We start from the raw sequence: 12,963 nt of genomic DNA, 5'->3' as shown, positions 1-12,963 counted from the left end.
ACCTCCAATGGATCCTGATGAGGTCGTCGCGGCGCTGTGGGTGGAGTGTGATCGCTGGAGCGACCTCGCCGCCAGCTTTCAGCAGCTTGCTGACGCTGGGTTCACCGAAGGGTCTCGTGCACAGCTCGATACGGCTGCCGCTGCAGTCATCGATCCGCCGCCCGTCGTTTCGCACTACGTTCAGGAGCGCGCCTGGAACACGGCACGGATGCTTCGCGGGCTACACCGTTGGGTCTTCGATACCGAGCCGGGAAAACTCCATCTCGACGCGACAGTCATGTATCCCCTCATGCGCGCGGCGCTTGAGGACACTACGACGATCATGTGGCTACAAGAACCGTCATCGCGCGATGAACGACTAACTCGTGGACTACGAGCAATCCACCAGGATGCGCTCTACTTTTCGAAGAACCATCTGCTTCTCGCCGCCACCGCGCTTGGCCACGGCGCGCTCACGGCCGAACTCGGTGGGAAGCTCGACACGCACGTTCGACAAGAGCGGGAAGACTTCCGTGCGCACTTCGCCGACCTTGCGGGCCGACTCCGTCTCGATCCTCGCGATGTCACAGCACAGCTTGCGACGAGCGCACCGATCACGGCCGCATACGGCGACAAGAGCGTAGAGCGCGTGACCTGGGGAATGCTGAGTGATCTCAGCCACTTCTCGTACATGATGCTGCGCCACCTCTCGACGTCGCCGGTGCCCGGGTCGGCGGTTCAGCTGCTGCATGTCACCGTCCTACAATTCGCACAGACGCTCAACCGAGTCAGTGAGGATGCAATAGAGGCCCTGCGACGTGCTGCAGAGCGATCCGACGACGCTGAAGTCGTGTGATCGGTGGTTTGATGCCGCCCGTTCGTTCGGCCGGTCGATTGGCAAGGTAGAAATATCCTGTTACCGCAGAGTTACTGCTGAGCACGTTCGGGCAAAGCAAAACCCCCGCGATCCCTGTGTTTTCAAGGGAATCGCGGGGGTTTCCATGGCGGTGACGGTGGGATTTGAACCCACGGTAGGGGGTTACCCTACACAACTTTTCGAGAGTTGCACCTTCGGCCGCTCGGACACGTCACCGGGATCGATAGTAGACGATCCGTCGCGGCTGACCAAAACGAACGAGCACCGGATGGTTCAGCCGACGTTCAGCGGACACCCATAGTTTCGTCGCATGCCTGCGCCGCACCGTCTCGCCACCATCGCGCTCGTCGCGGGAGGCGTCGGCGCCGCCGCGGCCGTCGGGGCGCTCGGCTGGCGCGCCTTCGGCGAGCGCCGGCGCGAGCAGTCCGCGGTGTTGAACGAGACGCTCCCCGTGCACTCGAAGTGGTGGCGGGATCTCGCGAAAACCCGGGGCGAGCTGCTCTACGTCGCGATCGGCGACAGCGCCGCCCAGGGCATCGGCGCGAGCCGCCCCGACCTCGGCTACGTCGGGCTCCTCGCCGACGAGCTGCGCAGCCGCAGCGGCCGCACGATCCGGGTCGTGAACCTCAGCGTCTCCGGCGCGACCGTCGGTCTCGCGGTGCGCGACCAGCTCCCCCGATTCGGCAAGCTCCGCCCCGACGTCGTCACCGTCGCGATCGGCGCGAACGACATCGCCGACTGGGATGCCGCGGCCTTCGCCGAGGGCATCCGCGCCGTGTTCGACGCGGTCCCGAAGCACGCCGTGGTGGCCGACCTGCCGTACTTCTACTTCCCGGCGAACGAGCGCAAGGTCGCCGAGGCGAACGCGATCGTCCGCCGGGAGGCGGCGGCGCGCGGGCTCACGGTCGTGCCGTTGCACGAGTCCACGAAGCGGCAGGGCGTGCGCGGCATCCTGACCGGATTCGCGAAGGACTGGTTCCACCCGAACGACCGCGGCTACCGGGTCTGGGCGGGGGCATTCCGCCCGGCGGTGATCTCGCGCCTGCACCAGCTGACCGGCGGTGTCGGGGGCCGCGGCTAGGCTCTGGGCATGGCCCGAACGAGCACCGCTTTCCGCTGCACCGAGTGCGGGTGGAGCACCGCCAAATGGGTCGGTCGCTGCGCCGAGTGCCAGCAGTGGGGCACGGTCATCGAGGCCGCAGCGCCCACGGGCATCACCCGCACCGTCAAGGCCGCCGCCATCGCGCCGTCGCAGGCGGCCCGCCCGATCGCGCACATTGAGGTCGCGGCCACGAGCCACCGGCCGAGCGGCATCGGCGAGTTCGACCGGGTGCTCGGCGGCGGCATCGTCGCGGGCGCCGCCATCCTGCTCTCCGGCGAGCCCGGTGTCGGCAAGTCCACGCTGCTGCTCGAGGTCGCCGCGCGCGTCGCGGCGGGCGGCCGCCGGGTGCTCTATGTCAGCGCCGAGGAGTCGGCCGCCCAGGTGCGCCTTCGCGCCGGCCGAACCGGTGCGCTGCACGACGAGCTCTACCTCGCGGCCGAGGCCGACCTCGCCACCGTGCTCGGCCAGATCGACGAGGTCTCCCCCGAACTCCTCATCGTCGACTCGGTGCAGACGGTCGCGAGCTCCCTCGTCGACGGCCTGCCCGGCCAACCCAGCCAGGTGCGCGAGGTCGCGTCGACCCTCATCCGCGTCGCCAAAGAGCGAGACCTGCCGCTGCTGCTCGTGGGCCACGTCACGAAAGACGGCACGATCGCCGGTCCCCGCCTGCTCGAGCACCTCGTCGACGTCGTCTGCCACTTCGAGGGCGACCGGCAGACGGCCCTGCGTTTCGTGCGCGCACTCAAGAACCGCTTCGGCCCCACCGACGAGGTCGGCTGCTTCGAGATGACCGGCGACGGCATCGCCGAGGTGCCCGACCCGTCTGGCCTGTTCCTCAGCCGCGCCCGCACCTCGGTGAGCGGCACCTGCGTCACCGTGGCGCTCGAGGGCCGCCGGGCCCTGCCCGTCGAGGTGCAGGCGCTCGTCGTCGCGACGAAGGCGCCGCAGCCGCGCCGCGTGGTGAACGGGGTCGACCCCTCGCGCGTGGCGATGATCCTCGCCGTGCTCGAACGGCGGGCCGGGCTCAAGGCGCTCGGCGAGCACGACGTCTACGTCTCGACCGTCGGCGGGGTCCGTCTGATCGAGCCGGGGGCCGACCTCGCGATCGCGGTGGCCATCGCCTCGGCGATGCGCGACCGGGCCGTACCGCACGAGCTCGCCGCCTTCGGCGAGATCAGCCTGGCGGGCGAGGTGCGTCCCGTCGCGGCGGCGGCGCAGCGCGCCACCGAGGCTCGCCGACTCGGCTACACCTCGATCCTCGACGTCGAGGCGGGCAGCGTGCGCGCCGCGGTCGAGCGGGCGATGCTCGCGGCGAAGGGCTCACGCGAGCGGGAGCTCGACGCCGCGTTCTGATCGCTCCCCCCGAAGGCGTGGGCCCGGGGCTACGCCTCGAGCGCCCGCAGCAGCTCGCCCGGGGGCGCCTGCATCGGGTGCGGGCCGGCGATGTCGAGGAACACCGTGGTGATCGTGGACTCGTAGCGCTTCAGGAAGCTGCGCAACCACGCCGGGCTCTGCAGCCCGACGGCAGGCGGCAGGTTGGCCGGCTTGTGCTCGGCGTCGCTGAAGAGGAGCAACGCGACCTCACCCGTCTTCGGGTCGCGGTAGGTCCACACCTCTCCACCGTCGAGCGGGCGGTCGCGGGGGCCCGGCTTCACGAGCGGCACCACGGTGTTGCCGTGCCGGAGGGCGAGGGCGACCGCGGCCATGTCCTGCCGTTCGAGCGCCTCGGCGAGCGCCTGCGAGCGGAACTCGAGCGGCTCCTGCGCCTTCTTTTTGCCCTTGCCTGCCATGCCTTCCAGCGTAGCCGCGCCGACAGGCGGCATCCGTCCCTCGATGTCGGTCCCCGCCGGTACCGTGCTCGCATGCCCAAGCCCACCCGCGCACCCCAGATCGACCCGCTCCGCCTCGACGACCTCCAGGCCGGCGACGCCGCCGAGCTCGGCCCGCAGCGCACCGTCGAGGGGCTCCGGTTCGTCGACGCCGAGCTCGAGGGCCGCGACCTCTCCGGCGCGACGTTCTCCGAGTGCGAACTCGTGGGGTGGCACGCGCACGAGGCCTCGTTCCGCGCCGCCCGCTTCCTCGAGACGCGCATCGAGCGGCTGAACGCCCCGGTGTTCTCCGCCGCCCGTTCGACGTTCCGCGACGTGCGCATCGAGGGCTCCCGCATCGGCTCGGCCGAGCTCTACGACGCCGAACTGCACTCGCTCGTCGTCGAGCAGTCCAAGCTCGGCTGGGTGAACCTCCGCGCCGCCGGGCTTCGCGACGTGCTGTTCCGCGGGTGCAGCTTCGACGAGCTCGACCTCGGCGAGGCGACCCTCGCGCGCGTCGCCTTCGAGGACTGCACGGTCGGCGAGCTCGTCGTCACCCGCACGACCATGCAGGACGTCGACCTGCGCGGGCTCGAGATCCGCGCCATCCGCAGCCTCGAGGGCCTCGCCGGCGCGACGATCGACTCGCAGCAGGCCGCCGCGCTCGCCGAGCACTTCGCCGCCCAGCTCGGCCTGCGCATCGAAGACCGCTGATCCTCCGGCACTAGGCTCGAGCCATGTTCATGGGATTCGACGGCTGGCACGCGCTCATCATCCTCGGCATGGTGCTCGTGCCCCTCGCGATCGTCGCGGTGATCGTGCTCGTCGTGGTGCGCGTCTCGCGCAGCACCGCGCCCCCGGCGTCCCCCGTGAGCCCGTACCCGCCCCAGACCGCACCGGCACCCGCGCCGAGCGCCTCCGACCGCCTCGCGGAACTCGATCGCCTGCGCGATCAGGGCCGCATCAGCGACGCGGAGTACGAGCAGACCCGCGCGCGCATCCTCGGCGAGCTCTGACGGCGGTCCCGCAGGCCAGCCGCTCCGGGAGCTCAGTACAGGCTCCGGGAGCTCAGTACAGCAGGAACTGCTTCGTCTCGGCCGAGGTGATGCCGTCGACGGAGACCTCGAGGTGGTACGAGGCGCCGTCGGCGGGCACAGCCTCGCGCGCGCCGGTGCAGGTGTCCGCCGAGGAACTGGTGCGATCCCACACGATCGGCACGGCCGAGCTCACCGGCGTGCCGGGCGTGAGCGAGACCTGCGCGTCCACGGCGTCGCTCTGGCAGTCGCTCGAGCGCCAGTAGACCTGGTCGCCGCTGCGGATCGTGAACTCCTGCACCGCGGTGCCGGCGTTCATGACGCAGACGTTCTTGCCGGTGTTCGTGATCGACACCGAGAGCTGCGGCTGCTCGCCCGCCTGGTACTGCCCCATGTCGGTCACCGCCTCGACGAGGACCTGCGCAGGGTCGCAGGGGGCGCCGTCGGCGGCGGTCTCCTCGGTCGGGATGACCGTCTCGGGGGCGGTGCTGGCCGGGGCATCCGCGGTCTTGTCCGTCGGCGGCGCCGTCTTCTCGTCGCCCTGGCTGGAGCCCGGTCGCACGATGATCAGCACGATCGCGACGATCACCGCGACGACCCCGAGGAGCACGATCAGCCGGCGGCGCCGGTACACCGCGGGCGAGAGGCGCCCGTTCGGTGCAGGGTTCGTCGACATGGCCACAGGGTACGTCCAGCGGCGCGCGGCGGCGGTGAGGCACGCGGCGCGCCGGGGCATCCCCCAGTCGGGCTCAGAGGCGCTTCAGCATGCGGGTGTTGCCGAGCGTGTTCTGCTTCACCCGGGCGAGATCGAGGAACTCCGCCACGCCCTCGTCGTGGGAGCGCACGAGCTCCGCGTACACCTCGGGGTCGACGGTCTCCTCGCCCATGTCCTCGAAGCCGTTGCGGCCGAAGAAGCCCACCTCGAAGGTCAGGCAGAACAACCGCGACAGGCCGAGCTCGCGGGCGTCGCGCTCGAGCGCGTCGAGGAGCGCACGCCCGACGCCGCGGCCGAGCCACTCCTCGGCGACGGCGAGGGTGCGCACCTCGCCGAGGTCCTCCCAGATCACGTGCAGGGCGCCGGCGCCGATGACGCGGCCCTCGGCGTCCTCCGCGATGCGGAACTCCTGGATCGCGCCGTACAGATCGACCCGCTCCTTGCCGAGCAGGATTCGTCGGCTGACGAACGGCTCCACGACCTCGATGATCCTCGGCACATCGCTCGTGCGCGCCCGGCGCACCGTGAAGTCGGTCATCGCCCAATCGTAGGACCGCGCGGCTCGTCGAGGGAAAACGGCCGGGAACGGCGGATGCCCCGTGCTCGTCGAGCACGGGGCATCCGGGGTAGGACGGTGAGGACTACTCGCCGGAGGCGGCCGCCAGGTCGGGCGTCGCCGAACCCGTGCCGAGCGCCGCGTTCGTGTTGACGCCGACGTTCGCGGGCAGGGCCCGCTGCGTCGTCACGAAGACGAACTCGCCGTCCTGGAAGTCGACCTTCACGTGGTCGCCCGAGTTGAGCTCGCCGTGCAGGATCTTCTCGGACAGGCGGTCCTCCACCTCGCGCTGCACCGCGCGGCGCAGCGGTCGGGCGCCGAGCGCCGGGTCGAACCCGACCTCGATCAGGCGGTCCTTCGCCTCGGAGGTGAGCTCGATCGTCATGTCGCGGTCGAGCATGCGCTCGCCGAGCCGCTTGATGAAGAGGTCGACGATCTGCTTCAGCTCGGGCTTCGAGAGCTGCGGGAAGACGATGATGTCGTCGACGCGGTTCAGGAACTCCGGCTTGAAGTGCTTCTTCAGCTCCTCGTTGACCTTCGCGCGCATGAGGTCGTAGCCCGTGCGCGAGTCGCCCTCCATCTGGAAGCCGACGGGGCCGCCCGAGATGTCCTTCGTGCCGAGGTTCGTCGTCATGATGATGACGGTGTTCTTGAAGTCGACGACGCGACCCTGACCGTCGGTGAGCCGACCCTCCTCGAGGATCTGCAGCAGCGAGTTGAAGATGTCGGGGTGCGCCTTCTCGATCTCGTCGAAGAGCACGACGGAGAACGGCTTGCGGCGCACCTTCTCGGTGAGCTGGCCGCCCTCCTCGAAGCCGACGAAGCCGGGAGGGGCGCCGAACAGGCGCGAGACCGTGTGCTTCTCGCCGTACTCCGACATGTCGAGCGAGATCATCGCCGCCTCGTCGTCGAAGAGGAACTCGGCGAGCGCCTTGGCGAGCTCGGTCTTGCCGACGCCGGTGGGCCCGGCGAAGATGAACGAGCCCGAGGGGCGCTTCGGGTCCTTGAGGCCGGCGCGGGTGCGGCGGATCGTGCGGCTGAGCGCGGCGATCGCGTCCTCCTGGCCGATGACGCGCTCGTGCAGCGCCTTCTCCATGAAGACGAGCCGGCTCGACTCCTCCTCGGTGAGCTTGAACACCGGGATGCCGGTGGCCTGGGCGAGCACCTCGGCGATCAGGCCCTCGTCGACGACCGCGGTGGTCTTGACGTCGCCCGACTTCCACTGCTTCTCGAGGCGCAGCCGCTCGCCGAGGAGGTTCTTCTCCTCGTCGCGGAGCGACGCGGCCTTCTCGAAGTCCTGCTCCTCGATCGCGGTCTCCTTCGCGGCGCGCACCGTGGCGATCTTCTCGTCGAACTCGCGCAGCTCCGGCGGGCTGGAGAGGATCGAGAGCCGCAGGCGGGCGCCGGCCTCGTCGATCAGGTCGATCGCCTTGTCGGGCAGGAAGCGGTCGGAGATGTACCGGTCGGCGAGGTTCGCCGCGGCGACGATCGCGCCGTCGGTGATCGACACCTTGTGGTGCGCCTCGTAGCGGTCGCGCAGCCCCTTCAGGATGTTGATGGCGTGCGGCAGGCTCGGCTCGTTGACCTGGATCGGCTGGAAGCGCCGCTCGAGGGCCGCGTCCTTCTCGAAGTGCTTGCGGTACTCGTCGAGGGTCGTCGCACCGATGGTCTGCAGCTCGCCGCGGGCGAGCAGGGGCTTCAGGATGGAGGCCGCGTCGATCGCGCCCTCGGCCGCACCGGCGCCGACGAGGGTGTGGATCTCGTCGATGAAGACGATGATGTCGCCGCGGGTGCGGATCTCCTTCGTGACCTTCTTCAGGCGCTCTTCGAAGTCACCCCGGTAGCGGCTGCCCGCGATGAGCGAGCCGAGGTCGAGGGAGTAGAGCTGCTTGTCCTTCAGCGTCTCGGGCACCTCGTTCTTCACGATGGCCTGCGCGAGCCCTTCGACGACGGCGGTCTTGCCGACGCCGGGCTCGCCGATGAGGACGGGGTTGTTCTTGGAGCGGCGGGAGAGGATCTGCATGACCCGCTCGATCTCCTTCTCGCGCCCGATGACCGGGTCGAGCTTGCCCTCGCGGGCGGCCTGGGTGAGGTTGCGGCCGAACTGGTCGAGGATCTGCGAGCCGCCCTGGGCCTGCTGCTGCTCGTTCGCGCCGACCTGCACCTGCTCCTTGCCCTGGTAGCCGGAGAGGAGCTGGATGACCTGCTGGCGCACCCGGTTGAGGTCGGCGCCGAGCTTCACGAGCACCTGGGCCGCGACGCCCTCGCCCTCGCGGATGAGGCCGAGGAGGATGTGCTCGGTGCCGATGTAGTTGTGGCCGAGCTGCAGCGCCTCGCGCAGCGACAGCTCGAGCACCTTCTTGGCGCGCGGGGTGAAGGGGATGTGCCCGGTGGGCTGCTGCTGGCCCTGACCGATGATGTCCTGCACCTGCTCGCGCACGGCGTCGAGCGAGATGCCGAGCGACTCGAGCGCCTTCGCGGCGACGCCCTCGCCCTCGTGGATGAGGCCGAGCAGGATGTGCTCGGTGCCGATGTAGTTGTGGTTCAGCATCTTGGCCTCTTCTTGGGCCAGGACGACGACACGGCGGGCGCGGTCGGTGAATCTCTCGAACATCATCAACTCCTCGTCGACGCCGGCTGTGTGGCATCGATACAACGAGCGTAAACAAGGCGGATGGCTCGCGGGGCGCTGTTCGCCGTGGGCGCACCGGACTTGACGAACGACGACGGGCCGCCGGCGCGTGCAGCGCCGACGGCCCGTCAGAGAGTCCGGGGCCGCTACTTGATCGGCACGACCGTCTGCTCGTCGCCGAGGCGCACGGTGAGCTTCTCGGTGGTGGTGACGTTCATCGGCGTCCAGAAGACCGTGGTGTGCGGCACGTAGTCCATGGTGCAGGGCTGCGTCGCGTCGGGCTCGGGCACCACGATCTCGACTGTGTTGCCCTCGCCGGCCGGCTCGATCACCTTGATGTCGGTGCCGATGACGGGGCAGGTCGAGGAGCCGAAGGTGGTGACGGCGAGCTTGCCGCCGAGCTCGAGCCACTGCGCCTGCAGCGGGCTCTCTTCGCCGCCGGTCTCGTGCCCGGACTCGCCGTGCTCGGACTCGGGCAGGCCCGGGAAGTTCTCGACCGGGCTGGTGCCCGGCGCGCACGCCGAAAGCAGGAAGACCGAGGCCAGCGCAGCAGCGGCCAGCGACGCACGACGGATGCCCGTGGAAGAAACCATGCGCCCATGCTATCGGCTGGCGGGGACCCGATCGAAGCGGCACGACGAGGGCGGTGGGCCCCTCGGGCAGGCATAGGATGCCTCGCATGAGCAACCTCGAGCGCGACCCGGTCGAACTGCGATGCCACGCCGAGGCCGCCGGGTCCGCGGTCGAGGTGCTCCGGCCGCGGGACGTGCCGCTCGGCGGCCCCCGCGCGATGCCGGTGCGCCGCACGCTGCCGCAGCGCGGCCGGACGACGATCGGCGCGTGGTGCTTCGCCGACCACTACGGGCCCGACGACGTGGCGGAGACGGGCGGCATGGTGGTGCCCCCGCATCCGCACACCGGGCTGCAGACGGTGAGCTGGCTGTTCCAGGGCGAGATCGAGCACCGCGACTCGACGGGCAGTCACGCGCTGGTCCGGCCGGGCGCCGTGAACCTCATGACCGCGGGGCACGGCATCTCGCACTCCGAGGTCTCGACGCCGGCGACCACCACCCTGCACGGCGTGCAGCTCTGGGTCGCGCTCCCCGATGCGTCGCGCGACGTGTCGCCGTTCTTCGAGCACGCCGAGGTCGGCGAGGCGACCGTCGACGACGCCGTGGTTCGCGTCTTCGTCGGCACGCTGCCCGGTCTCGACGATGAGGCGCCCGTCACGGTCTTCACCCCGCTCGTCGCGGCCCAGATCGACCTCCCGGCGGGCGGCGAGGCCTGGATCGAGCTCGACGCCGGCTTCGAGCACGGCATCCTGGTCGATCGCGGTCCGGTGCACCTCGCGATCGCGGCGACCGACGACGAGGACCTCGATCGGCTCGTGGGCGGCGACCCGCTCGCGGTCGCCGGGCACCAGGCGACGCTCGAGCGCGCCGAGCTCGGCTACCTGCCGCCCCGGCACGAGGGCGTCCGGCTGCAGGCGGGCGACGAGCCCGTGCGCGTGGTGCTCCTCGGCGGCACGCCGTTCGGCGAGGAGCTCGTGATGTGGTGGAACTTCATCGGCCGCAGCCACGAGGAGGTCGCCGAGTTCCGGCGTCAGTGGCAGGCGGAGGTGATCGGCCGCGACAACCCCGACGGGCGCTTCGGCACCGTCGCGGACTACCCGGGCGACGCCCTGCCGGCCCCCGAGCTCCCGACGGTGCGGCTGAAGCCGCGCAGCTGAGCCCGGCCCGCGCCGCTGCGCGATCCTGCCCTACTGGAGCGCCGAGGTGAGCCTCGCGAGGTTGTCGAGCACGGTCGAGCGCAGCGGCTGCTTCAGCCACTCGTCGAGGGTGAGCTCGCGGCTGTCGCGGCGGTAGCCGTCCTCGATCTGCCGCATCTCGCGCACGAACGAGGCGCCGCGCACGAGCAGCGACACCTCGGCGTTCAGCTCGAAGGAGCGGATGTCCATGTTGGACGACCCGATCACCGCGACGTCGTCGTCGACGGTGAAGTGCTTCGCGTGCAGGATGTAGGGCGCCTGGTACATGTAGATGCGCACGCCGGCGCGGAGGAGCGCCTCGTAGTAGGAACGCTGGGCGTGGTAGACGAGGGCCTGGTCGCCGATCTCGGAGACGAAGAGCTCGACGTGCACGCCGCGCTGCGTCGCGCCGCTGATCGCCCGGAGCATGGCCTCGTCCGGCACGAAGTACGGCGAGGTGATGATGAGCTTCTCGCGCGCGGCGTAGAGCAGGGCGAGGAAGAGCTTCAGGTTGTTCTCGTTCGGGAACCCGGGGCCGGAGGGCACCACCTGGCAGTCGAGGTCCTGGGCCTCGCCAGGCTGGGAGAAGGCGTCGTCGAGCTCGTCGCGCTGGGGCGGCTCGTCGGTCTCGAGGTACCAGTCGGTCGCGAAGATCGCGTCGAGTCCGGCGACGATCGGGCCTTCGAGGCGGGCCACGAGTTCCTTCCACTTGAGCCCCCGGCGCTGGTTGCTCTTCTTGTTGTAGCTGCGGTCGATGACGTTCTGCGAGCCGAGGAAGCCGACCTCGCCGTCGACCACCAGGATCTTGCGGTGGTTGCGGAGGTCGGGCCGCTGGTACTTCCAGCGCCACGGCTGCACGGGCAGCATGAGCTGCCAGTGCACGCCCATCTCGTCGAGCTTGCGGAGGGTCTTGCGGTATCCGGCGACCCGGGCGGAGGCGATGTGGTCGAGCAGTACCCGCACCTCGACGCCGCGGGCGACCGCGTCGCCGAGGGCGTCGAAGAAGGCGGCCGTGGTGCGGTCGTAGGCGAAGATGTAGAACTCGACGTGCACGTAGCGCTTCGCGTCGTGCACGGCGTCGGTCATCGCCGCGAGCGAGCCCTCGTAGTCGCCGATGAGCTGGGCGCTGTTCGAGCCGATCAGCGGCATCGCGCCGAGGTTGCGGTTCAGGCGCACGACGCCTTCGAACCAGTCGGGCCAGCCGGCCGGGTCGCTCGCGCGCTCGACGCCGTGGGTGGACTCCCGGATGAAGCGGTCGACCTCGGCCTGGCGCTTGCGCCGGCCGCGAGGCAGCTTCGGGTTGCCGATGAGCAGGAAGAAGAGCACCCCGAGGATCGGGATGAAGAAGATGGCGAGGAGCCAGGCCATGCCGGCGGTGGGCCGGCGGTTTCGGGGAACGACGATGACGGCGACGACGCGCACGACGAGATCGATCAGGATGACGATGCCGGCGACGATCAGCGCCGCCTGCTCCCCCGTGATCACGGAGACCTAGCCGGCGGGGCGCTCGCGCGCCCGCTTCGCGCGCTCTTCGGCTTCGATGCGGGCGTACGCCTTGCGTTCGTTGCGATCGGCGCGCATGAGCGCCCGCATCACGAACCAGAAGATGAGTCCGATGAGCACGGTCGGCGCCAGCGACCAGATCGCATTCGCCCAGAAGTCGTCCATAGCCCCATCAGGATATACGGCTTCGCCGGGAAATCCCGCCTCAGCCGGGGAATCCGCCTCACCGGGTCACGCGACGACGCGTTCGCCGGCCCGAACCGGCACCGTCCAGCGGTTGCCGGGCACCGGGAGCACGCAGACGTAGTGGTCGGAGAAGGCGCACGGCGGCAGGAAGGCCCGGTTGAAGTCGACCATCGCCTGCTCGCCCTCGGGGACCGGGAAGCGGAGGAATCGGAAGGGATGGCTCTCCCCGCCGCTCGTCGCATCCGAGAACGCGGCGAAGTACCAGCCCTCGTCCTCCTGCACGGCGAGCGCCACGGGCTCGCCGTCGAGCTCCAGCTCGACCACCGCGTCGAACTCGCCAGTCGCCAGGTGCCCGTCGACCGATGTGGTCGGCTGCTCGCTCGTGCGGCGGCGCACGAGGCCCGGCACGCGCGCCGCCGGGTCGAGCGGGAAGCGCTCGATCCGCGAGATGCCGCGCTTGGCCGCGGCGCCGGGGTCGAGCACGCGCAGTGCGAACGAGCCGTCGCGTTCGAAGGCACGGACCAGGATGCCGGGAAGCTCGGCCTCCTCGCCGGGCGCGAGCCGGAGCGCCGCACCGTCGTCGGCGCCGTCGATCGCCTCGCCGACGACGAGTCCGTCAGCCGCGTGCCAGCGGCCGGGGATCCCCTCGAGCTCGAGCGGCTCGCTCCAGAGCCAGTGCGTGGCCGCGAGGCTCGCGATGCCCCGCTCGCCCCACACCCGCTCCTCGCGCTCCCGCAGCCAGTCCTCGTGCGCCGCCCGCAGATCCATGCCACCTCGCTGTGTCTCGTCGTCGTGCCTGCTCAGTTCATCGTGCCAGCTCATCG

The 12,963-nt window shown here is 70.3% G+C and carries 14 protein-coding genes and 1 tRNA gene; 6 read left to right on the top strand and 9 right to left on the bottom strand.

Annotation, left to right across the window (positions count from 1 at the left end):
• The first annotated feature begins 7 nt into the window (after window positions 1-7).
• Window positions 8-835, top strand: a complete 828-nt coding sequence (locus M3147_RS12585) for a hypothetical protein (RefSeq protein ID WP_251203812.1) — start codon at window positions 8-10, stop codon at window positions 833-835.
• A gap of 146 nt (window positions 836-981) precedes the next feature.
• On the opposite strand, the gene M3147_RS12580 is transcribed toward M3147_RS12585, so the two are convergent.
• Window positions 982-1,072 (bottom strand) — tRNA-Ser (locus tag M3147_RS12580).
• Between the two features lie 94 nt (window positions 1,073-1,166).
• On the opposite strand from M3147_RS12580, the gene M3147_RS12575 reads away from it, so the two are divergent.
• Together M3147_RS12575 and radA are read left to right on the top strand one after the other, a co-directional pair.
• Entirely contained in the window at window positions 1,167-1,937 is a 771-nt protein-coding gene (locus M3147_RS12575) for an SGNH/GDSL hydrolase family protein (protein ID WP_251203811.1), read from the top strand.
• Between the two features lie 9 nt (window positions 1,938-1,946).
• On the top strand, window positions 1,947-3,311 hold the full coding sequence (gene radA, locus M3147_RS12570; protein WP_251203810.1) for a DNA repair protein RadA: 1,365 nt from the start codon (window positions 1,947-1,949) through the stop codon (window positions 3,309-3,311).
• Between the two features lie 29 nt (window positions 3,312-3,340).
• Here the strand turns inward: radA and M3147_RS12565 are convergent, their stop codons facing one another.
• Complete coding sequence (locus tag M3147_RS12565) at window positions 3,341-3,748, bottom strand: dehydrogenase (protein ID WP_251203809.1); 408 nt, start codon at window positions 3,746-3,748, stop codon at window positions 3,341-3,343.
• A gap of 72 nt (window positions 3,749-3,820) precedes the next feature.
• Between M3147_RS12565 and M3147_RS12560 the strand changes: the two genes are divergently transcribed.
• Both M3147_RS12560 and M3147_RS12555 read left to right on the top strand, forming a co-directional pair.
• A complete protein-coding gene (locus M3147_RS12560; RefSeq protein WP_251203808.1) occupies window positions 3,821-4,480 on the top strand; it encodes a pentapeptide repeat-containing protein in 660 nt (219 codons plus the stop codon).
• A gap of 23 nt (window positions 4,481-4,503) precedes the next feature.
• Window positions 4,504-4,782, top strand: coding sequence for an SHOCT domain-containing protein (locus tag M3147_RS12555; protein ID WP_251203807.1), 279 nt, complete (start codon window positions 4,504-4,506; stop codon window positions 4,780-4,782).
• Between the two features lie 52 nt (window positions 4,783-4,834).
• On the opposite strand, the gene M3147_RS12550 is transcribed toward M3147_RS12555, so the two are convergent.
• The 4 genes from M3147_RS12550 to M3147_RS12535 all read right to left on the bottom strand — a co-directional run bounded on the left by M3147_RS12550 (window position 4,835) and on the right by M3147_RS12535 (window position 9,296).
• A complete protein-coding gene (locus tag M3147_RS12550) occupies window positions 4,835-5,476 on the bottom strand; it encodes a hypothetical protein (protein ID WP_251203806.1) in 642 nt (213 codons plus the stop codon).
• A 73-nt stretch (window positions 5,477-5,549) separates the two neighbouring features.
• The gene (locus M3147_RS12545; RefSeq protein ID WP_251203805.1) at window positions 5,550-6,053 is read right to left on the bottom strand and encodes an amino-acid N-acetyltransferase; all 504 of its coding nucleotides are present in this window, start codon (window positions 6,051-6,053) and stop codon (window positions 5,550-5,552) included.
• 103 nt (window positions 6,054-6,156) lie between these two features.
• Window positions 6,157-8,685, bottom strand: coding sequence for an ATP-dependent Clp protease ATP-binding subunit (locus tag M3147_RS12540; RefSeq protein ID WP_251203804.1), 2,529 nt, complete (start codon window positions 8,683-8,685; stop codon window positions 6,157-6,159).
• A 164-nt stretch (window positions 8,686-8,849) separates the two neighbouring features.
• On the bottom strand, window positions 8,850-9,296 hold the full coding sequence (locus M3147_RS12535) for a hypothetical protein (protein WP_251203803.1): 447 nt from the start codon (window positions 9,294-9,296) through the stop codon (window positions 8,850-8,852).
• A gap of 86 nt (window positions 9,297-9,382) precedes the next feature.
• Between M3147_RS12535 and M3147_RS12530 the strand changes: the two genes are divergently transcribed.
• The gene (locus M3147_RS12530) at window positions 9,383-10,432 is read left to right on the top strand and encodes a pirin family protein (protein ID WP_251203802.1); all 1,050 of its coding nucleotides are present in this window, start codon (window positions 9,383-9,385) and stop codon (window positions 10,430-10,432) included.
• A 30-nt stretch (window positions 10,433-10,462) separates the two neighbouring features.
• Here M3147_RS12530 and cls read toward each other — a convergent pair whose 3' ends face one another.
• From cls to M3147_RS12515, 3 genes are all read right to left on the bottom strand, one after another.
• Window positions 10,463-11,932 carry a cardiolipin synthase gene (gene cls, locus M3147_RS12525; protein WP_251203871.1) on the bottom strand — a complete coding sequence of 490 codons (1,470 nt, stop codon included), beginning with the start codon at window positions 11,930-11,932 and terminating at the stop codon, window positions 10,463-10,465.
• 9 nt (window positions 11,933-11,941) lie between these two features.
• Window positions 11,942-12,118: a hypothetical protein gene (locus tag M3147_RS12520; protein ID WP_251203801.1), complete on the bottom strand. Its 177-nt coding sequence runs from the start codon at window positions 12,116-12,118 to the stop codon at window positions 11,942-11,944.
• 66 nt (window positions 12,119-12,184) lie between these two features.
• Complete coding sequence (locus M3147_RS12515; RefSeq protein WP_251203800.1) at window positions 12,185-12,907, bottom strand: DUF1684 domain-containing protein; 723 nt, start codon at window positions 12,905-12,907, stop codon at window positions 12,185-12,187.
• Window positions 12,908-12,963 lie beyond the last annotated feature (56 nt).

This window comes from Agromyces mediolanus, assembly GCF_023715325.1.
Taxonomy (GTDB): Bacteria; Actinomycetota; Actinomycetes; order Actinomycetales; family Microbacteriaceae; genus Agromyces; species Agromyces mediolanus_A.
The sequence above is the reverse complement of the archived record's forward strand: the minus strand, read 5'-3'. Positions and strand labels throughout refer to the sequence as shown.